The 21,279-nt window shown below is 61.1% G+C and carries 15 protein-coding genes and 1 other RNA gene; 10 read left to right on the plus strand and 6 right to left on the minus strand.

From position 1 onward, the window contains the following. Positions 1-117: 117 nt before the first annotated feature. Entirely contained in the window at positions 118-966 is an 849-nt protein-coding gene (locus EI291_RS15880) for a M12 family metallopeptidase (protein ID WP_125422081.1), read from the minus strand. A gap of 270 nt (positions 967-1,236) precedes the next feature. On the opposite strand from EI291_RS15880, the gene EI291_RS22930 reads away from it, so the two are divergent. The 3 genes from EI291_RS22930 to EI291_RS15890 all read left to right on the plus strand — a co-directional run bounded on the left by EI291_RS22930 (position 1,237) and on the right by EI291_RS15890 (position 3,068). Next, positions 1,237-1,398: a hypothetical protein gene (locus tag EI291_RS22930; RefSeq protein ID WP_170172683.1), complete on the plus strand. Its 162-nt coding sequence runs from the start codon at positions 1,237-1,239 to the stop codon at positions 1,396-1,398. Positions 1,399-1,604: 206 nt separating this feature from the next. Further along, a complete protein-coding gene (locus EI291_RS15885; RefSeq protein ID WP_125422084.1) occupies positions 1,605-2,435 on the plus strand; it encodes a helix-turn-helix domain-containing protein in 831 nt (276 codons plus the stop codon). 75 nt (positions 2,436-2,510) lie between these two features. Then, positions 2,511-3,068 carry a cupin domain-containing protein gene (locus tag EI291_RS15890; RefSeq protein WP_125422087.1) on the plus strand — a complete coding sequence of 186 codons (558 nt, stop codon included), beginning with the start codon at positions 2,511-2,513 and terminating at the stop codon, positions 3,066-3,068. A gap of 199 nt (positions 3,069-3,267) precedes the next feature. Here EI291_RS15890 and EI291_RS15895 read toward each other — a convergent pair whose 3' ends face one another. The 4 genes from EI291_RS15895 to dnaX form a co-directional block, all read right to left on the minus strand. Then, positions 3,268-3,798, minus strand: coding sequence for an REP-associated tyrosine transposase (locus tag EI291_RS15895; protein ID WP_125422090.1), 531 nt, complete (start codon positions 3,796-3,798; stop codon positions 3,268-3,270). Positions 3,799-4,111: 313 nt separating this feature from the next. After that, positions 4,112-5,374 carry an NADP-dependent isocitrate dehydrogenase gene (icd, locus tag EI291_RS15900; RefSeq protein ID WP_125422093.1) on the minus strand — a complete coding sequence of 421 codons (1,263 nt, stop codon included), beginning with the start codon at positions 5,372-5,374 and terminating at the stop codon, positions 4,112-4,114. Positions 5,375-5,529: 155 nt separating this feature from the next. After that, positions 5,530-8,574, minus strand: coding sequence for a M16 family metallopeptidase (locus tag EI291_RS15905; protein ID WP_240635566.1), 3,045 nt, complete (start codon positions 8,572-8,574; stop codon positions 5,530-5,532). A 316-nt stretch (positions 8,575-8,890) separates the two neighbouring features. After that, complete coding sequence (gene dnaX, locus EI291_RS15910) at positions 8,891-11,080, minus strand: DNA polymerase III subunit gamma/tau (RefSeq protein WP_125422096.1); 2,190 nt, start codon at positions 11,078-11,080, stop codon at positions 8,891-8,893. 306 nt (positions 11,081-11,386) lie between these two features. Between dnaX and EI291_RS15915 the strand changes: the two genes are divergently transcribed. The 3 genes from EI291_RS15915 (at position 11,387) to EI291_RS15925 (ending at position 15,677) form a co-directional block, all read left to right on the plus strand. Continuing rightward, on the plus strand, positions 11,387-13,570 hold the full coding sequence (locus tag EI291_RS15915) for a prolyl oligopeptidase family serine peptidase (protein ID WP_125422099.1): 2,184 nt from the start codon (positions 11,387-11,389) through the stop codon (positions 13,568-13,570). A 250-nt stretch (positions 13,571-13,820) separates the two neighbouring features. Continuing rightward, positions 13,821-14,190, plus strand: a transfer-messenger RNA (tmRNA) gene (ssrA, locus tag EI291_RS15920). A gap of 134 nt (positions 14,191-14,324) precedes the next feature. Continuing rightward, positions 14,325-15,677, plus strand: coding sequence for a sigma-54-dependent transcriptional regulator (locus tag EI291_RS15925; protein WP_125422102.1), 1,353 nt, complete (start codon positions 14,325-14,327; stop codon positions 15,675-15,677). Here EI291_RS15925 and EI291_RS15930 read toward each other — a convergent pair whose 3' ends face one another. Beyond that, a complete protein-coding gene (locus EI291_RS15930) occupies positions 15,678-16,100 on the minus strand; it encodes an Imm7 family immunity protein (RefSeq protein ID WP_125422105.1) in 423 nt (140 codons plus the stop codon). It abuts the gene before it with no gap. 387 nt (positions 16,101-16,487) lie between these two features. Here EI291_RS15930 and EI291_RS15935 point away from each other — a divergent pair, with 387 nt between their 5' ends. The 4 genes from EI291_RS15935 (at position 16,488) to kdpB (ending at position 21,155) form a co-directional block, all read left to right on the plus strand. Further along, positions 16,488-16,841: a DUF7674 family protein gene (locus tag EI291_RS15935; protein WP_052346111.1), complete on the plus strand. Its 354-nt coding sequence runs from the start codon at positions 16,488-16,490 to the stop codon at positions 16,839-16,841. A gap of 135 nt (positions 16,842-16,976) precedes the next feature. Beyond that, the gene (gene kdpF, locus EI291_RS23550) at positions 16,977-17,054 is read left to right on the plus strand and encodes a K(+)-transporting ATPase subunit F (RefSeq protein WP_125422174.1); all 78 of its coding nucleotides are present in this window, start codon (positions 16,977-16,979) and stop codon (positions 17,052-17,054) included. Positions 17,055-17,184: 130 nt separating this feature from the next. Beyond that, entirely contained in the window at positions 17,185-18,885 is a 1,701-nt protein-coding gene (kdpA, locus tag EI291_RS15945; RefSeq protein ID WP_125422108.1) for a potassium-transporting ATPase subunit KdpA, read from the plus strand. Between the two features lie 221 nt (positions 18,886-19,106). After that, entirely contained in the window at positions 19,107-21,155 is a 2,049-nt protein-coding gene (kdpB, locus tag EI291_RS15950; protein ID WP_125422111.1) for a potassium-transporting ATPase subunit KdpB, read from the plus strand. Positions 21,156-21,279: the final 124 nt, after the last annotated feature.

Consider the following 21,279-nt stretch of genomic DNA (forward strand, 5'->3'; position numbering starts at 1 on the left):
CGCACCAGCGGCACAACGGACTGTGGCCGTCAGCCGCTGCCAAACCAATACCCACGCAAACGGGCGGCCTCCCTGCCGGAAGCCGCCCGTTTGGGTAGCGCCAATGCGCTGTTCTGGTTAGTACATGGCGTCGATGCCCGATTTGTCGCCGGCGGAGAGGCCGGTGCGCTGGATGTTGAAGGTGGAGCCGTCCTTCTTCACAATGGTGGGCTGGCCGTTGGAAGAGAAGGAGAACGAGCCGTACATCATAATCGAGCCAAAATCCAGTACGCCAAAGTCGGTGCCGGAGTAGCCCAGGGCCGAATACTTAGTGAAGTTGCCCTCGTAGCCCGACTGGATGTTCTGGGTGAGAATAGTCACGTAGTTGTCCCGGTCGGTGCGGGTCTGCTCATGAAACAGGCCCAGCGCGTGCCCGATTTCGTGGATGGTGTTGCCCGTGGTGCAGCCCGAAGCCAAGTTAACGTACTGCCGGCCACCCACCATGCCAATGTTGGAGGAGCAGCCTGAGCCTACCCGGAACGTCACATAGTTGCTCTGGGTAGTACGCTGCACGAAGCGGATAGGCGAGTTGGCCTGCCAGTGGGCAATGGCGTCGGTTACGCGGTTCTGGCTGGGCAGGGCAGCATCGATAGTGTAGTACACCACGGCCGAAGGCCAGCGGCCGGTTGTACGGCCGGCACTACCGGGGCGCTGCTGGCCCTGAGCTGCGGCTACCTGTTCTGCCGTCAGCAGAATATCCCCCTCGTACACCTTCTCCCCGTTGATTTCCTGATACGTGATGGGGGATCCGCTGAACTCACCGGTTTTGGTTTCGCCCGTCTGGCCGGGGTAGGCTTCTTCGGCTCTGGCCTCCTGCGTCTGGGTCAGCTGGGCCGGCTGGCTTTCGTTGTCCCTATTGCAACTTGTTAAAGAAATAGTGCCAAAAAACACCAAGGCTGCGGCGGCTGAAAATTGAGTTTTGTGCATGTTGTGTAGGTTTTGGTTGTGGATGCCTGAATAACGTGTATCGGAAAAGAAATATTTCCATGCACGAGGTGTAAAATTCGGGCACCATCAGTAAGGCTGCCTCAAACGTGGTGTGCAGGCAACAGGCCCGGTATAAGTGCAATGAGTCTTGCATGGCAACCGTTACCTGGAAGAACTTACAAAAACTACCTGATGTACAACTAAAAATCAGTTATGGCATAGAATTTGGGCTTGACTTGGGAACTTATCTATCCTTTCCCGATTCACGCCATGAAATCCTTACTATTCCTCGCCCTTTCTGCCGTTCTGCTTTCCTCCTGCGCCCGAGACCAGGAGTTTTCCTCGCCTGCCGTAGTGCCTCCGGCCGGTAAGGAATACGTAGAGCTTCCCGCCGATAATGCAGAGCCACTACCGGTTGCTGATAAAGTGTAAATCAGACTGCTCAGTTTCTCAGGCAGTTTTTTTAAGCTGATTCGTGCCGGTTAGCGGCTACCTGCTAAGTTTCCGGCTGTGCCGCCGGGCTCTTACGTAAGCAGGAGCCCGGTGCTGCGTTTGGGGTGGGGCTCAGTGCGGTTTTGTATATTCGGGAAGAGGCCGGTAGCCGCCGGCTTGCTCGTCACCGGCTTCGTGCGCCTCCGATGCTACTCAACGAAATCAAGCCCGCCGCTCACCTGGCCGAAGTCGTCCGGCTCTACCGCCTCATCGACTTCCGATTTCCGGCCGGCACGCACATTCCGCCCAAGCACTACTCGCCCCGGCCGGAGCAGTGCCTGCAGTTCTACCCCCGCGACCCGGAAACCGTGCGCTACCCAGGCAGCGGGCCCGGTATCGGCGGTACGCCGGCGGTGCTCACGGGCCAGCACACGCTGCTGAGCACGCGGCAGGTGGGGGCCGATTTTCTGAGCGTGCAGGTAGTGTTTCAGCCCGGCGGGCTGTACCGGCTGCTGGGCCTGCCCATGACGGAGCTGGTAAACCAGTACCTGGATGCGGAGCAGGTGCTGGGCCCCGGCGTGCGGGAAGTGTGCGAGCAGCTGGCCGCCGCGCCCTCGTACGCGGCCATGGTGCGGGTGGTGGAGCAGTTCCTGACCCGGCTGCTGCGCCGGGCGCGGCCCGCCCCGCCGGGCCTCGACCAGGTGACCCGACTCATGCTCCACGAAAACGCGCCCGCCAGCGTCGACTGGTTTGCCCGGGAAAGCTGCCTGTGCCACCGGCAGTTCGACCGGCGGTTCCGGGAGCGGGTGGGCATTGCCCCCAAGCAGTTTCTGCAGATTGTGCGCTTTGATCGGGCCTACCGCCTCAAAAATCGATGTCCGCAGCTCGACTGGCTGTCGGTGGCCCTGTACTGCGGCTACCACGACTACCAGCACCTCGCCAAGGACTATAAGGAGCTGACCGGCTACACGCCGGTGCAGTTCTGGGCCCTCGATAACCAAGCCCCCGAGCGGGCGTTCGGAGAAGCCGAAACGTGAGTGCGGCGGAATGTCCGGTTTTTACCACTACGCGGGGTAGGGTGGGGGCTAGGTTTGCAGAAAACCTCCAATACTATGAAACGCAAGCACTTTCTGCAGACTACCTTGGCCGCCCTGCCGGCCCTGTTCCTGGCCAAAGCCGGCCTGGGCGCCCCCGCTTCTTCCGCCACCTCCGAGCCGTTCGTGGTACGGGCCGGCAACAGCCGCTTCGGGGAGCACCTCAAGTACCGCGGCCAGCACCCCAACGACGTGGTCATCTCCCGCCGCGACACGGCCGATGCGCTGAGCGTCTTCGCCTACACGGGCTACGCCAAAATCGGCCCCTCCCTGCACGTGCACCTGCACCAGGACGAGTGGTTTTACGTGCTGGCCGGCCACTACCGCTTCGTGGTGGGCGACCGGCAGGAGGAGCTGCACCCCGGCGACACCATCTTCCTGCCCCGCACCATTCCGCACAGCTGGCTCCAGCTCAGCGACCAGGGCCAGCTACTCTACGCCGTGCAGCCAGCCGGCACACTGGAAGAGTTCTTCAAAGAAATGGACGCCGTGAAAGCCCCACTATCCGCTGAGGAAGCCCAGCAAATCCACCGCCGCCACGGCATGAAAATCGTAGGCCCGCCGCTGACGCTGTAGTTACGCGCAGTCGCTCGGCTATGCCGAGTGACGACTATGCTCAAGCAACTGTGCTGCGCGCGCTTGCTCACATACTGCGCAGTTTGGCGCGGGCGGATTCGGGGCACAGCCCCTCAGGCGTAGGCCTCACTCGGCACAGCCGAGCGAGTGCGGCGACAGTGCGACCTGCGCGCGCCAGTGGCCTTCGAAATATCGGCTGCTAGAGTGGCAGCATTTGCAACGGACTAAAGTAACAGGCGCTGCTGAGTGGATAATGCTCCGGTGCGGTTACCAGACCAGCCGCCACCGGGTTGTTATGGATGTACTCTACTTTCTGTTGGATGACTGCGGGTGTCCAGAGGGCAATGGGATAGGTAGTCTTTTGCCAGAACATATACTGCTCGTTCTGGCGCTGGGGGCGGGCATAGTAGGCAAAAAGCCGCATCATCCATTCACGGCGGCTCTCGTGCTCATTTTCGGCAATGGCTTTGAGTAGCTGGCGGGCGGTATGGGCCTTCAGGTCACGGAGTACGTCACTGAGGTTACCTTCCGTGCGGGCCGCAATTAAATGCACATGGCTGCTCATCACCACGTAGGCGTACAACTCCAGGCTCTTGTGCTGCTGGCAGTAGCGCAGACTGTCGATGATGATTTGTGTGTACTGCGGCCGGATGAATACGTCCACCCAACCCACAACTGTCAGGGTCAGGAAAAACAGGCCACCCGGATAGGTTTTGCGCAGTTCGGACATATAGAAAAGGTAGTACACGCAACGAATAACTTCTACCCACAAGGCAGTCTTGCCGCATGCAGCCGCTTTTGCAGTCGCTCGGCTATGCCGAGTGACGACTACGCCCAAGCAGCTGTGCTGCGCGCGCCTGCTTACATGTTGCGCGGGTTGGCGCGGGCGGATTCGGGGCATAGCCCCTCAAGCGTAGTGCTCACTCGGCACAGCCGAGCGAGTGCGGCGAGGAGAGTGTCAGAGACTCGTACAAGACAAAACCCCGCGCCGGCCTTACAGCCAACGCGGGGTTTCCAGTGGTTGATTGGCTAGTGCCAAGCTACTACATCCGGTTGATAATGTCGTCGCCGAACTCGGAGGTTTTCAGGAGGGTGGCGCCTTCCATCAGGCGTTCGAAGTCGTAGGTGACGCGCTTGGCGGCAATGGCGGCTTCGAGGCCTTTGTAGATGAGGTCGGCGGCTTCCTGCCAGCCCAGGTGCTCCAGCATGAGGGCGCCGGAGAGGATAACCGAGCCGGGGTTCACCTTGTCCTGGTTGGCGTACTTGGGCGCGGTGCCGTGGGTGGCCTCAAAAATGGCGTGGCCGGTGAGGTAGTTGATGTTGGCCCCGGGCGCAATGCCGATACCGCCCACAATGGCGGCCAGCGCGTCGGAGATGTAGTCGCCGTTCAGGTTCAGGGTGGCTACCACCGAGTAGTCGGCGGGGCGGAGTAGGATCTGCTGCAGGAAGGCATCGGCAATGCTGTCCTTGATGAGGATTTTGCCGCCGTCGAGGGCTGCCTTCTGCTGGGCGTCGGCTACTTCTTGGCCCTGCTTGGCCAGCACCTTGTCGTACTGGGCCCAGGTGTACACCTTGTCGCCAAACTCCTTTTCGGCCAGCTCGTAGCCCCAGGTTTTGAACGCGCCTTCGGTGAACTTCATGATGTTGCCCTTGTGCACGATGGTCACCGAGGGCTTTTTGTGCTCGATGGCGTACTGGATGGCGGCGCGCACGAGGCGCTCGGTGCCTTCCTTGCTCACGGGCTTGATGCCGAACGAGGACGTTTCGGGGAAGCGGATTTTCTTCACGCCCATCTCATCCTGCAGGAATTCCAGCATCTTCTGGGCCTGCGGGGTGCCGTTCATGTACTCGATGCCGGCGTAGATGTCCTCCGTGTTTTCGCGGAAGATGACCATGTCGGTCAGCTCGGGGTGCTTCACGGGGGAGGGCACGCCCTCAAACCAGCGCACGGGGCGCACGCAGGCGTACAGATCCAGCTCCTGGCGCAGGGCCACGTTGAGGCTGCGGATACCACCACCCACGGGCGTGGTTAGGGGGCCTTTGATGCCCACGAGGTAGTCGCGGAAGGCATCCAAGGTTTCGTTGGGCAGCCAGTTGTTGAGCTGCTTGAATGCTTTCTCACCGGCCAGTACTTCTTTCCACACCAGCTTGCGCGAGCCGCCGTAGGCTTTCTCTACTGCCGCGTTGAACACGCGCACGGAAGCCGCCCAAATATCCGGACCCGTACCGTCGCCTTCAATGAACGGGATGATGGGTTGATCGGGCACATTCAGCTTGCCGTTCTTGATGGTGATTTTCTCTGCCATTGTTGAAAAGGTACTTAGGTACTATAGGGTTGTAGTTGAGTGGGGCCGCCCCGTCATCCTGAGCGGAGCGAAGGACCTTATCACGTTGGCTAGTCGTTGAACAACTTGTTCTGACGTGGTAAGGTCCTTCGCTCCGCTCAGGATGACAGGCGGCGTCAGTACCCGAAAATCTCTTTCAGGGTAAGTTGCTGGACCTGGCCGTACTTGGCCAGTTCCTTGAAATTGAGGCGGTCTTTGCTGCCGATGACCAGGATGGTCTGGGGCTGGCCTTTCACGCGGGCCTGCTGGAATTTGAGCAGGTCCTGGAAGCTCATGTTAGGCGTCTGCTCGTACACGTCGCGGCGCAGGTCGTAGTCGAGGCCCAGGCGCTTGGCCCGCTCGTAGCTGAACAGGATGTCCGACTTGGTGATGCGCTCCGTGGCAATGCTGTTGCGGATGGCGTCCTTGGCGATTTGCAGGTTAGCCTCGGCGGCGGGCATATCGTTGAGCAGGGTGTTCATGCCGGCCATGGCCTCGGGCAGCTTGTCGCTCTGGGTGCCGATGTAGCTGAGGTTGTAGGAGCTGCGGCCGGCCTTATCGGCCGAGGCAAAGCGCGAGGAAGCCGAGTAGGCCAGGGCCTTCGACTCGCGCAGTTCCTGAAACACGATGCTGCCCATGCTGCCCCCGAAGTACTCGTTGTAGAGGCTGGTGGTGGGCACCAGGCCCTTGTCGTACACGGGGCCTTTGCTCAGGAACAGGATTTCGGCCTGCACCATGTTGTAATCCACCCAGTATACTTTGCGGTCCGTCAGCGGCTGCTCAGCAAAGTCCTTGGTGGCTGGGGCAGGGGTGAGCTTGGCAGGTACGCGGTGCAGTTGATTTAAGGTATTTACGATACCTGTAGCCGATTCCCATTCCCGTCGTCCTTTCTCGTCACCGTTAGTGGAAACAGTTGCAGTGGCTATTCCCTCCACTTTACGCGGTCCGTAGTACAGCACCCGGTGCTGGTAGGTCGGGAGCTTCTGGATGAGGCTGGTGAGCTGCTCGGGCTTCAGGGCCTTTAGCTCTTTCTCGCTCAGCTGGCTGGTGAAGGGGTTTTTCGCGCCGTACTTGGCGTAGTTCACCAGGGCCTGGTTCAGAATCACGCCTTTGTTGAGCTTGGCATCCTGACGGGCTTTCAGCACGCCAGCAACCATGTTCTGCAACGCCGCCGCGTCGGGCTTGGGCGCGGCCAGCAGGCTCTCAAACAATTGCAGTGCCTGCTCAAAGTTGCTGTCGAGGCCAGAGAGGCTCACGTAGGTGCGGTCCTGGCCGCTTTGTACGGCGAAGGAGCAGCCCAGCTTGTAGAACTCCTGCTGGAGCTGGGCGGCGGTGTACTTGCCGGTGCCCAGGTACTGCAGGTAGTCGGTGGCGAGGCCCAGTTTGGGGTCGTTGTTCGTGCCCAAATCGAGCACGTAGTACAGGTTGAAGAGGTTATTTTCTTCGTTGTGGGTGTAGTACACCGGCACGCCCGAGGCCAGCTTGGTCTCCTGAATGTCCTTTTTGTAATCGAGGAACACCGGCTGCAAAGCGGGGGAGGACTTGGCCGTTACCTGCTTGTAGAAGTCGGAGGCCACCTCGCGGTTCACGGGCACGGGCGTAATGGCGGGCTTCACCACCTTCACCTTGTTGGGGTCCTGGCCGGTGCGCTTGTACACCAGGGCGTAGCCGGGGCCGTAGTACTGGTTGGCCACGCGCATCACTTCCTCCTTGGTAATGGTGCCGAAGTCGTCCGTCTGCTTGAGGTAGTCCTTCCAGTCCGCGCGGGCCACGAAGGCGGCCACGAAGGCACCGGCGCGGGCCTCGTTGCTTTCGTAACTCTTGGTACGTTGCAGCTGCTCGTTGTTGATGATGGCCGGAATCAGCCACTCCGGGAAGTTGCCCTGCTTCACCTTGTTCAGCTCACTCAGCAGCAGGTCGCGCACCTGCTCCAGCTTCTGGCCCTGGCGGGGCGTGGCGTAGAGGATGTGCGAGGAGTAGTCGTTGTTGATGTCGGTAAACGAGGCGGCGCTCAGCACGGCCTGCTTCTGGTTCAGGTCGAGGTCAATCAACCCGGCCTGACCGTTGCTCAGGATCTTGTCAATCATGCGCAGCACCAGCGCCTCACGGGTATTGGTGCCGGGCAGGCGGAAGCCGAGCATCACGTTTTCGGCATCAGGACCCAGCACCTGCTTCACGATGGGCGCGGTAATGGGCGCTTCCTGGGCGGGCGTGAAGGATGGCACCGGCTTGGGCTGCAGCTTGCCGAAATATTGGTCAATTACCCGGATGGTCTGGTCGTAGTCCAGGTCACCGCTCAGGCACAGGGCTACGTTGTTGGGCACGTAGTACTGGCCGAAATACTTCTTGATTTCGGTAATGGACGGGTTCTGCAGGTGGTCGATGGTCCCGATGGTGGTCTGGGTGCCGTACTCGTGCTTCTGGTAGAGGCTGGCGCTCAGGGCCTCGTATTCCTTGCGGAAGTCGGAGTCGAGGCCGCGGTTTTTCTCCTCGTACACGGCCTCCAGCTCGGTGTGGAACAGGCGCGGCACCATCTCGCCGAGGCGCTCGGCCTGCACGGCGGCCCATTTCTCCAGCTGGTTGCTCGGAATGTCCTCCTGGTACACCGTCTGCTCCACAGAGGTGTAGGCGTTGGAACCCTTGGCCCCGATGGCGCCCATCACCTTGTCGTACTCGTTGGCCACAGCGTATTTGGCCGCCACGCCCGAAATCGAGTCGATCTGGTGGTAAGTGCGCTTACGGGCGGCGGGGTCGTTGCGCTGGGCGCGGTACTGCTCGTAGAGGGCCTCAATCTTGTCCAGCTCCACTTTCTCGGCAGCCCAGTTCTGGGTGCCCAGCCGCGAGGTGCCTTTGAACACCATGTGCTCCAGGTAGTGAGCCAGGCCGGTAGCAGTGCTGGGGTCATTTTTGGAGCCGGCCCGCACGGCCAGGTAGGTCTGAATGCGGGGGGCGTCCTTGTAGTCGGAGAGGTAAACGGTCAGGCCGTTATCGAGAGTGTAGATGCGGGCCTTGAGCGGGTCGCCTTCCACCATCTGGTAGCGGTATTCCTTCTGCTGCGGGGCCGGGGCGGCGGCGGTTTCGGTAGGTGCTACCGGAGTGGTAGCAGCCGGCTTACTGGTCTGGCACTGAGTAAGACCGAGCGTCGCCAGGGCCGGAACGAGGAGCAGCAGAGGTTTTTTCACGGGAAAGCGGACGCGGAAAGCAGAGCGGGAAAAGGATAAGGGCCAAAGATAGGCCGCCCCCCCGGGAATAAAAAGCGCCACTCAGGCCCCTCGCCCGCAAAGTGCGGAAAATTGCTTATGAGCGGATTACGGATTCTTTCGGACCGGGGCGGATTAGTCGGATTGCGTGAACGATGATGAGCCGTGTGCTGGCAAGGAACGGTAGTCCATGTTCTGCCGTGTACACCAAAAAAGGGACGGCTGCTAGGCTGTCCCTTTCGCTGAAAATTAGCCAGAATCACCCACGCAATCCGACTAATCCGCTAAAATCCGTGCGCTAGTCGACATCCAGACCCAGGCGCTGCTTCATTTCGCCCAGCACGGGGTATTTTTCCATCAGATACTCCATGCGGTCGGAGGAGGTGTAGAGCTTGCGGCCGGTATCCACGCGCTCCACTATTTCCACCTGCACGCTTAGGCGGGGGTAGCCGGTACGGCGGCGCAGCTCGCCCAGCAACTCGGCCCGCATTTCGTTGAACTGGTCTTCCTGCACGGGGTTATCCACGCGCAGCGTAATGAGGTGCTGTTCATTGGCCTGTATAGGGCGATTGAGTAGGCTGTACTGGCTGGGACTGATGGCCTTGCGCTCCTCGGTCAGTTCCTTCCATACCCGCTGCAGCAGCTCATCGTTGATGGCGGGCAGGCCGGTAACGGGGCCGCTGGGCTCGGCCTCCGTGGCGGCTTTACCGGCGGCGGCTTTCTGCTCCAGCTGGGCCTTCATGGCGCTCAGGCTGCCCAGCCCGGGCAGCTTGGTACCCAGGCCCAACGGCTTGCCGGCCGGAGGCATACCCGGGCGTGGCGGAGGCAGGGGCGCGGCCGTTACGGCCGTCTGCCCCGGCTCGTGGCCGGCAATGCTGGGGCGGCCAATTTCCACGTGCGGCACCGAGTCGCGCAGCTGGGGCGTGGCGGGCACCTGGGTAGCCGCTTCATCCTCGATGCTGGGCGTGTCGTGCAGTTCTTCTACGCCGCTTTCTACCGGCACAATGGGCTCGGGGTCGGCGGGGGCGTGAGCGAGGTTGGTAGTGCTTAGTGCCTGGTGATTAGTGCTTAGCTTAGGTGGAGGCGAGTTAGTAGTTTGGCTGTAGGCGGCGGGGGCTTCGGCCGTACCGTCGGCCACTAGGCGGCCGGTTGCAGCGGGTGCTACTGGGGCCACCAGTGGGGCGGGAGTGGCCGGAGCTGCTGCTACGGCTGCATCAGGGCTTTTTTTTTTCGCTTCGCCGTTGGTGGCTGGTGCGGCCGCGCCGCCCTGCAGGTCGCGGGCAAACTGCACGGCGCTGTTGAGGTAGGCCAGCTTCATCAGCGTGAGCTCCACGTGCAGGCGCTGGTTTTTGGCCTGCTTGAACTCCCGGTCGCAGAGGCTTACCAGGTTCAGGGCCGAGAGCAGGAAGGGCAGTGGAGCGGCCTGGGCCTGCTGCACGTAGCGCGCCCGGATGTTGTCGGACACTTCCAGCAGCTGCACCGTCACGGGGTCCTTGCACACCAGCAGGCCGCGCAGGTGCTCAGCGGCGCCCACCACAAAGTTGTGCAGGTCGAAGCCCTGCTGCATCACCTCGTCCAGCAGCAGCAGCGTAGCGCTCAGGTTTTCGGTCAGCAGGGCGTCAATCAGCCGGAAATAGTACTCGTAATCCAGAATGTGCAGGTTCTGCACCACATCCTGGTAGCGCAGGTTCTGGCCCGAGAAGGTCACCATCTGGTCGAACATGCTCAGGGCGTCGCGCAGGCCGCCGTCGGCCTTCTGAGCCAGCAGGTGTAGGGCGTCGTCTTCGGCCTGAATCTGCTCCTGGGTGGCCACGTATCGCAGGTGGTTGCGCATGTCGTCCACCTTGATGCGGTTGAAGTCGAAAATCTGACACCGCGACAGAATGGTGGGAATAATCTTGTGCCGCTCGGTGGTGGCCAGGATGAATATGGCGTAGCTCGGCGGCTCCTCCAGCGTTTTCAGAAACGCGTTGAAGGCCGCATTCGAAAGCATGTGCACTTCGTCGATGATGTACACCTTGAAGCGGCCCTGCTGGGGGGCGTAGCGCACCTGTTCCACTAGGCTACGGATGTCCTCCACCGAGTTGTTGGAGGCGGCATCCAGCTCGTGCACGTTGAAGGAGGCGTTTTCCTGGAAGGCCCGGCACGAGGAGCACTTGCCGCAGGCTTCCAGCTCGAAAGGCGTGTTGTCGGGGTCGGCGGCGTTGAGCAGCGCGTCGGGTACGATGTCGGGCTGGGTGTTGATCAGCTCCGAAACCGGCCGGCTTTTGCGCACGTGCTCCTCCACGAACTCGCAGTTGATGGTTTTGGCCAGAATCCGGGCGCAGGTGGTTTTGCCCACGCCCCGGGGGCCGCAGAACAGAAACGCCTGAGCCAAATGCTGCGAGGCAATGGCGTTCTGCAAAGTGGTGGTGACGTGCTGCTGCCCCACCACGCTGCGAAACGTGGCCGGGCGGTACTTCCGGGCCGAAACGACAAAATTTTCCATACGAGCTAGGGGCAAAGATACGCAACCGCCCGCCCGATTCCGCCCGACTGCCGCCACCGACTACCGGATTTACTCCCGGATTATAGCCGCCCGGCTAGTCACACGATGATGTGATTATGATTATATTTAATAGAATTTATTTTCTATTTGTGCGCCGATCCGCAGCAGGTTTTGAAATGCCTGCCAGGCACGCTGCCTTTCCTTTATGAAAGCAGTAACCAGCTGATTTGGTAGTATTTGGGGCAATGCAGCCGGCCCCGTGGTGAAGGTGCTGCTGACTGTTTTGTTTCCCTACCCGTTTTCCCCATGAAACACCCCGTACTGTTGCCGCTGCTGGGCGGCCTGCTGCTGAGTACCGCCACCCTGGCCCAGCCATCCGTGCCCGCCGCGCCCACGGGAGCGGCTTCCGACACCTATTTCGGGGTGAAGGTGGACGACCCGTACCGCAACCTGGAAAACCTGCAGGACCCCGCCGTGGCTGCCTGGATGAAAGCCCAGAGCGAGTACGCCCGCCGCACCCTCGACGCCATTCCGGGCCGGCAGGGGCTGATTGATAAAATGGTGGAAATCGATAAGCGCAAGGCAGCCCGCGTAACCGACCTGCGCGTGGCCGACAACGACCGGTACTTCTACTACAAATCCCGCCCCCAGGACCAGCAGCCCAAGCTCTACTGCCGCGACGGGTACAAGGGCCAGGAAGTGCTGCTCTTCGACCCCGAAGCCTACGAAAAAGGCAAGGTGTACAACATCAACGGCTTCGCGCCCAGCCCCGACGGCTCCAAGGTATCGTTCGGCATCAGTGAAAAGGGTTCGGAGTTGGGTAACACGCTGATTATGGACGTGAAAACCCGTAAGCTCTTCCCCGAGCAGATTCCGCTGAACCGGGGTGGTGGCGAGTGGCTGCCCGACAACCAGACCCTGGCCTACCTGCCCTTCAACAACGGCGACCTGAAGGACATGGCCGCCCGCCAGAACACCCAGTGCCGCCTGCACCGCGTGGGCACGCCCGTGGCCCAGGATCAGGTCATCTTCTCCAGCCAGCTCTACCCGAAGCTCGGCATCAAGCCCTCCGATTACCCCTACGCCGGCATCGACCGGGACACGAAGCTGGCCTATGGCTTCCTGTACTCCGTGGACCGTTACCTGAACGTGTTCTACGCCCCGGCGGCGGCCCTCACCAAGCCCAATATCCCGTGGCAGCCCCTGTTTCGGCCCGCCGATGAAGTCACCAACTTCGTGACCGACGAGCAGCACATTTACTTCGTGACGGCCCGCAATACGCCCCGGCAGAAGCTCATGCGCATGCCCGCCGCCCGCCCCAACGTGGCCGCGGCCGAGGTGCTGGTGCCTGAAAGCGCCGACGAATCCATCATGGACGAGCAGCTGAAAACCACCAAGGACGGCGTGTACTTCGTGCGCAGCCGCAACGGGGTAGAGGCCCGGTTGTACTTCGTGCCCCGGGGCGGGAAGGCCGCGCAGGAGCTGAAGCTGCCCCGCGCCGCCGGCCGCATCGAGCTGACCAATAAGAACGCGCAGTCGTCGGACGTGTGGGTGACGCTGGGCGGCTGGACCACCGACCGGCAGCGCTACCGCTACAGCCCGGCCAGCGGGCAGTTCACGGCCGAGCCGCTGTCGTCGGAGGCGCAGTACCCGGAGTTTGCCGGGCTGGTGGTGGAGGAAGTGCTGGTGCCCTCGCACGACGGGGTACAGGTGCCGCTGTCGTTGATTTACCCAAAGGGCCTGAAGCGCGACGCCTCGGCTCCGGTGCTGATGGTGGGCTACGGGGCGTATTCCGTTTCTATGGAGCCCACGTTCATGCCGCCGTTTTTGCTGTGGGCGCAGCAGGGCGGCATTCTGGCCTGCTCGCACGTGCGGGGCGGGGGCGAGCTGGGCGAGGCCTGGCACAAAGCTGGTCAGAAAGCCACCAAGCCCAACACATGGAAAGACCTCATTGCCTGCGCCGAGTACCTGACCAAGAACAGCTACACCGCGCCCGGTAAAATTGCCATCAACGGCGGCAGCGCCGGCGGCATCCTTATCGGTCGGGCCATGACGGAGCGGCCCGACCTGTTTGCCGCCGCCATTCCGGAAGTGGGCTGCCTGAACACGGTGCGCATGGAAAACTCGCCCAACGGCCCCGTCAACGTGCCCGAGTTCGGCACCATGACCAAGGAGGAAGAGGCCCGGGCCCTGTTGGAAATGGACGCCTATCACCACCTCAAGCCCGGCACCCAGTACCCGGCCACCCTTGTCACGGCTGGCTTCAACGACCCGCGCGTCATTGCCTGGCAGCCGGCCAAGTTTGCTGCCCGCCTGCAGGCCAGCAACGCCGGCAGCCGGCCCGTGCTGTTCTTCACCGACTACGAAGCCGGCCACGGCATGGGCGACTCCCGCCTCAAGCAGTTCGAAAGCATTGCCGACCTGATGGCCTTCGGCCTGTGGCAAACCGGTGCCCCCGCCTTCCAGCCCGATAAGGTGGCAGTGAAGTAGCCGCCTGTCATGCAGAGCCGGAGGCGAAGCATCTCGCGTACTGACGTATGAATTGTATGGCAACGTCAGCACGCGAGATGCTTCGCCTCCGGCTCTGCATAACGGATTATTCATCCAACGATTTACCCAGATTTATCCCTGCGGTCAGCATAACAAAACGGAACATTTTCGGCCGTTGGCAACGTTTTCTTCCCGATGTGCGTACATTCGCACCCCGCTACCTCGGTGGCGGGTTTGTTCTTTCTCAATTGGGGCCGACCGGAATTGACAGCTTGTGCATGTCGCGAGTAAGCGTGTCGGGAGTTGGATGAATCTCCCGTAAAAAAAGCCGTCCAAACAATAACTGGCGAGTATAGCTACGCCATGGCTGCCTAGTTTAGAACTACGCACTGCCATCGTCCCGCACCCGTATTCCTTCTCACGGGTGAGTTCGGGGCGTCGTAAGAGTTAGGATAGCGTAGGTGGCGCTGTGACGCCTGCGCGAAACTCAAACAGATAAGGGGAAATCAAGGGCCTGATGTGCGCCTGGTTTCCCTCGAAAATTCAAGCATAGATACATACGTAGAAAGCTCGACGCCTTCCTTGTCTGGACCAGGGTTCGAATCCCTGCGGCTCCACTCTTTTTAGAAGTGAGAGGATAGAAGTGAGAAGTTAGACTTCTGTTCTTCTTTTCCTGGCTTCTGAACTATCAAAACCCGATTTAGCCCTGCTGAGTCGGGTTTTTTTGTGAATTAGCCCAATCCACCCTGCCGCCATGCCTACCGGAACCCTGCTGCTCATCGACGACGAAACCAGCCTGCGCCAGATGCTGGCCCGGGTGCTGGAGCTGGAAGACTACACCGTGTTGCAGGCCCCCGACGCCCGCCGCGGCCTGGAGCTGCTGCGCCAGCACGCCGAAGACGTTCTGGTAGTGCTAAGCGACGTGAAGCTGCCCGACGGCTACGGCCTCGACCTGCTGCCGCGCTACAAGCAGGTGGCCCCGCTGGCCGAAGTCATTCTGATGACAGCCTACGGTACCATTCCCGACGGCGTGCGGGCCATGAAGGAGGGTGCCTTCGACTACCTCACCAAGGGCGACTCCGACGACCAGTTGCTGGTGGTAGTGGACCGCGCCGCCGAAAAAGCCCGCCTGCAGCGCCGCGTGGCCGACCTGGAAAAGAAGGTAGGCGCTCAGTATAGCTTCGACAGCATGATTGGCCGCTCCCAGGCGCTGCTGCAGGCACGCAAGCTGGCCGAGCGCGCGGCCCCCACCGACAGCACCGTGCTGCTGGAAGGCCCCACCGGCGCGGGCAAAGAGCTATTCGCCCAAGCCATTCACCAAGCCAGTCCGCGCCGCAGCAAGCCGTTTGTGGCCGTGAACTGCTCGGCTTTCCCCAAGGATTTGCTGGAATCGGAGCTGTTTGGTTACAAGAAGGGCGCGTTTACGGGCGCGCTGACGGATAAGAAAGGGTTGCTGGAAGAAGCCAACGGCGGCACCTTGTTCCTGGATGAAATTGGGGAGCTGGAGCTGAACGTGCAGGCCAAGTTCCTGCGGGTGCTGGAAACCCAGCAGTTCACCAAGCTCGGCGACACCAAGCCCACCAGCGTGAACGTGCGCATCGTGGCGGCCACCAACCGCAACCTGCGCCAGGAAGCCGAAGCCGGCCATTTCCGGCCCGATTTGTATTACCGCCTAGCCGTGTTTACGGTGCCGGTGCCGGGCCTGAACGAGCGGCGCGAGGACGTGCCGCTGCTGGCCGAATACTTCCTTCAATTCTTCGCCGGTAAGCTGCGCCGCCGCCTGCGCGGCCTAGAGCCCGAGGTGCTGGAGCAGCTGCGCCGCCACGACTGGCGCGGCAACGTACGGGAGCTGAAAAACGTGCTGGAGCGCGCCGCCATCCTGGCCGACGGCGACACGCTCACCACCGACGACCTGCCCGCCGAGTTCCACTACCTGCCCGCCGCCCCCACCACCGACGAAGCCTCCGACAATAGCCTGCGCACCCTGGAAAAGCGCCAGATCCGCCAGGTGCTCCACGACACCGGCGGCAACAAGATGGAAGCCGCCCGCCAGCTCGGCATCGGCACCAAAACGCTCTACCGCAAGATTCAGGAGTACGGGCTGTAATCAGTCGAGGGGTGGGTTGTTCTCGTCGTATTCCCTCTCTACCTCCTCATGATACGGTGACAGGAACGGATCTGCGGGAGCTTTAAGCAACTGGCCGCGCTTCAGCACCCACACTTGAAAAGTGTTGGTGGAATCTTCATCGTCGTAGACGTAGAGCAGACCATAGCTGCCGGTGGAGTGCTGCGCTACCCAAGCAAAAATTTCCAGCGGGTAGAATGACTCGCCAGGATGATTGTGCCGCACATCAATCGAGAAGGATACTAACCCGTTACGGTTAACTACGCGCCCCATATTTTCCTGCAAAATCCAGTTGTAATGCTGCTGTAAGAAGCTGCGGAAGTTGTACACAAAATCATTCTGTGACTGATCCTCCGAGTGATAATCACTGTACTTGAGCGTAATCCAACCGTGTGCTTCAATCATACGACTTTCAGATAGGATCTAATAAAAGCTCCAAACATAGCTCCTTGTGAGCCGCCGCACTAAGCGTCGCGTTTCCGGCACCCTACCAAACCGGGTTATTCTGACCGCCACACCGGGTCAGAATGACCCGGTTTTTTTGTGCTTAGGGCGCGGGGTGGGAGAGAGGTAAAAATATTTTGAACTGATAATCAGATTGATGCGGTGAAAATGGTGGGTGGTGGCCGGATGTGGGCCCGGATTGGCAAGAAGCCGCCCGAGCCATTCGTCGATTCGGCAAACGGACCGAACCGGGGCCGGTGCTGGGGTGCCTGACAACCAGCCCAGCGCCATGCCCCGCCGACGCACGGCTCACTTACGGACCCGTTCCACTTCTTTTCATCTCGTCAGATGACTTCTTCTTCCGAAACCGCCACCCTATTGCTGGAAAGCTTCCCCGAACTGGGGGCGGAACTGCAGGTGCCGGCCACGCGCCAGAGCCTGTACCGGCAGCTGAGCTGCTTTGCCACATTCACCCGCGAAGCCGCCGAGGCCGGCCAGCTGGCCCTGCTCAAGCGCTGCTTCGAGGTGGCCGACCGCCTGCTACGCCAGGGCGACGCTTACCTGGCCCGCGCCATCGAAAATGTGTACCTGCACTGCCTGCACCTCGATGGCAGTACCTACGGCAACCAGCTGGCCCGTCAGCTCATGCCCAGCCGCCTCTACCAGACCTATCACTATCCGCACACCACCATGCTGCCTTAGGGCTGCTGCTTTTTCGCTTTGCCAATGGCTCCGCTTCTGATGATTCCCCTGCTCACGGCCGCCGGCCTGGCCGGTTTCTGGCTCTTCTACAAGTCCGTCGATTTCTTCGACCAGATCTAACCCCGTCGCGCCATGATGGTCACCCTGTTTTTCCTCTCCCTCGCCACGTTCGGCTACCTCTGCTACGTGCTGCTGCGCCCGGAGCGCTTCTAGTTGTCAGTTGCTGGTTGTCAGTTGTCAGGCGCTGGTTATCAAGCGGTTTATCCTGCCTGATAACGATAAAGTCGACAACTGACAACGAATAACTAGCAACTGACAACCAATAACTGACAACTCACCGAAAATGAACAACGAACTACTCAGCATCGGCGGAATATACCTCGTTACGCTGGTGCTGGCCCTGCCGCTGGGCGCGTATCTGGCCCGGGTGTTCCGGGGCGAAAAGAACCTGCTCGACTTCCTGCGGCCCGTCGAGAATGGCATCTACCGGCTTTCGGGCATTGATGCCCGCCGCGAGATGACGTGGCAGCAGCACATGGTGGCGCTGCTCACCATCAACCTGGTGTGGTTCCTGCTGGCCATGCTGGTGCTGTGCACCCAGGGCAGCCTGCCGCTCAACCCCGACGGCAACCCCTCGATGTCGCCCGATCTGGCATTCAACACGGCCATTTCCTTTCTGGTGAACTGCAACCTGCAGCACTATTCCGGCGAATCGGGCCTGTCGTACCTCTCGCAGATTGTGGTGATTACCTTCCTGCAGTTTGTGAGTGCCGCTACCGGCATTGCGGCGGCCGTGGTGGTGTTCAACGCCCTGCAGACGCGCACCACTGAGAAGCTGGGCAACTTCTACGACTACTTCGTGAAGAGCCTCACCCGCCTGCTGCTGCCCGGTTCGCTGCTGATTGCCCTCATCCTGGCCTTCAACGGCACGCCCATGACGCTGCAGGGCAAGCAGGAGCTGATTTCCCTGCAGGGCGACTCGGTGGCGGTGAGCCGCGGGCCGGTGGCCGCCATGGTAGCTATCAAGGAGCTGGGTACCAACGGGGGCGGTTTTTACGGCGCCAACTCAGCCCACCCCCTCGAAAACCCCAACTTTATCACCAACGCCGTCGAGAATATTGCCCTGGTGATTATCCCCATTGCCATGGTGTTTGCGCTGGGCTTCTACCTGAAGCGCCGCAAGCTGGCTTACATGATTTTTGGGGTGATGACGGTGGGTTTCGTGGCTTTGCTGGCCCCCACTGTATATTATGAGATGCACGGCAACCCCGCCATTGCCAAGCTCGGCGTCGACCAGGCGCTGGGGGCTATGGAAGGCAAGGAAATCCGCCTCGGGGCCGCGGCTTCGGCTTACTGGAGCATCACCAACACCGTCATTAGCTGTGGCTCCGTCAACTCCATGCACGACTCGTTCATGCCGATTTCGGGCATGAGCCAGATGCTGGGCATGATGACCAACGCCTTCTACGGCGGCTGCGGCGTGGGTCTGCTCAACTTCTTCGCCTACCTGATTATTGCCGTGTTCATTGCCGGCCTGATGGTGGGCCGCACGCCCGAGCTGCTGGGTAAGAAGATTGAGGCCCGCGAGATGAAAATTGCCGTCATCGTGACGCTGCTGCACCCGCTGCTGATTCTGGCCGGCACGGCCCTCACGGCTCACCTCTACGCCGGCAACCCCACCGAGTACAGCGGCTGGCTGGCCAACCCCGGCTACCACGGCTTCTCCGAGATGCTGTATGAGTTTACCTCCGCCTCGGCCAACAACGGCTCCGGCTTCGAGGGCCTCGGCGACAACACGCCCTGGTGGAACATCAGCACCGGCGTAGTGCTGCTGCTGGCCCGCTTCCTGCCCATTGTGGGCCCGGTAGCCATTGCCGGCCTGCTGGCCCGCAAGAAGTACGTGCCCGAAAGCGCAGGCACCCTGCCCGCCGACACGGCCACCTTCGGGGTGATGGTGCTGGCCGTCATCGTCATCATTGCCGCCCTGGCCTTCTTCCCGGCCCTGGCGTTAGGGCCGCTGGCCGAGCATTTCTCGCTGTATTAAGCAGAACGAAAACTCCCCTCCTCAGATGATTCCGCGCATCAAGCGGCGAGGGGACGCGGCGGCGCAGCCGACGCTGGGGTGGTTGACCCGCGTGCTGATGTTGTTTAGTTGAACAGTCTATCAGCCAATTAAAAACAACATCAGCAACGAATGAACCACCCCGCCCTTCGGGCACCCCTCCTTGAAAAAAGGAGGGGAACCATATAGCCTCTTCTACTCTCATGTCAACTAAATCTCAATCTCTCTTTCAACCCGCGCTGGTGTCGGAGGCCGTGAAACAGGCGTTCGTGAAGCTCGACCCGCGCATCATGTTCCGCAACCCGGTGATGTTTACCGTGGAAATCGGGACGGTGGTGATGCTGCTCGTGACGCTGGGGCTGCTGGTGAAGCCGGATGCCGCCCAGGGCTCGTTCGGCTACAACTTCACCGTGTTTGTGGTGCTGTTCCTGACGCTGCTGTTCGCCAATTTTGCCGAGGCCATTGCCGAGGCCCGCGGCAAGGCCCAGGCCGAAAGCCTGCGCAAAACCCGCGAGGAAACGCCCGCCCGCGTGCTTGATGCCAACGGTCAGGAGTCGTCGGTTTCCTCCTCCCAGCTCCAGAAAGGCCAGATTTTCCTGGTGGAAGCTGGCGAAATCATTCCCACTGATGGCGAAATCATCGAGGGTCTGGCTACCATTGACGAGTCGGCCATTACGGGCGAATCGGCCCCGGTGATTCGGGAGGCCGGCGGGGATAAGTCCAGCGTGACGGGCGGGACCAAGGTGCTGTCGGACCGCATTAAGGTGGTGGTGACGACGGCCCCCGGCGAGTCGTTCCTGGACAAGATGATTGCTTTGGTGGAAGGCGCTTCGCGGCAGAAAACGCCCAACGAAATTGCCCTCACCATTCTGCTGGCCGGGTTTACGCTGGTGTTTGTGCTGGTGTGCGTAACGCTGGCCCCGTTTGCCGAGTACTCCAATACGCCCATTGCCATTTCGGCCTTCATTGCCCTGTTTGTGTGCCTGATTCCGACCACCATCGGCGGGCTGCTCTCGGCCATCGGCATTGCGGGCATGGACCGCGCCCTGCGCGCCAACGTCATCACCAAAAGTGGCAAAGCCGTGGAAACGGCAGGCGACATCGACGTGCTGCTGCTCGACAAAACCGGCACCATTACCATCGGTAACCGCAAAGCCACCCACTTCTGGCCCGCCCCCGGCATCACGGAGGCCCAGATGGTAGAAGCCGCCACCCTGGCCTCGCTCACCGACGAAACACCCGAGGGCAAGAGCATTGTGGAGCTGGCCGGCGAAACCCGCCGCTCCGACGTGGCCGGTCTGCGCACCCGCCTGCAGGGCGCTGAGCTGATCAAGTTCACGGCCGAAACCCGCAGCTCGGGCGTGACTTTGCCCGACGGCACCCGCCTGCGCAAAGGCGCTTCCGACGCCATCCGGCAGCTAGCCGCCCGCGCCAACCAGCCTTTCCCCCAGGAAACCACCCAGCGCGTGGAAGCCATTGCCAGCAACGGCGGCACCCCGCTGGTGGTCAGCCAGAACGACCAGGTGCTGGGCGTGGTGGAGCTGCAGGACATCATCAAGCCCGGCATTCAGGAGCGGTTTGAGCGCCTGCGCAAAATGGGCATCAAGACGGTGATGGTAACCGGCGACAACCCGCTCACGGCCAAGTTTATTGCCGAAAAAGCCGGCGTGGACGACTTCATTGCCGAGGCCAAGCCCGAGGATAAGATGACCTACATCCGCCGCGAGCAGCAGCAGGGCAAGCTGGTAGCCATGATGGGCGACGGCACCAACGACGCCCCCGCCCTGGCCCAGGCCGACGTAGGCGTGGCCATGAACTCGGGCACCCAGGCCGCCAAAGAGGCCGGCAACATGGTGGACCTCGACAACGACCCCACCAAGCTCATTGAGGTGGTGGAAATCGGGAAGCAGCTGCTGATGACGCGCGGTACGCTCACCACCTTCAGCATTGCCAACGACGTGGCCAAGTACTTCGCCATTGTGCCCGCGCTGTTCATGGTGGCCATTCCGGCCCTGGGCGCGCTCAACATCATGGGCCTGAAGTCGCCGCAGTCGGCCATCCTTTCGGCCGTGATTTTCAACGCTGTAATTATTCCGCTGCTGGTGCCGCTGGCCCTGCGCGGGGTGGCCTACAAGCCCATCGGCGCCTCGGCCCTGCTGCGCCGCAACCTGCTGGTGTACGGCCTGGGCGGCGTCATTGTGCCCTTCATCGGCATCAAGGTGATTGACCTGGTAGTAGGGTTGTTTTTGTAGAAATCAGAAAGAAAACTCCCCTCCTCAGATGAGGAGGGGACGCGGCGGCGCAGCCGACGCTGGGGTGGTTGACCCGCGTGCTGATGTTGTTTACCGGAACGACCCAATTCCGAATCGTTCAACG

This window comes from Hymenobacter rigui (assembly GCF_003944715.1).
Classification (GTDB): Bacteria; Bacteroidota; Bacteroidia; order Cytophagales; family Hymenobacteraceae; genus Hymenobacter; species Hymenobacter rigui.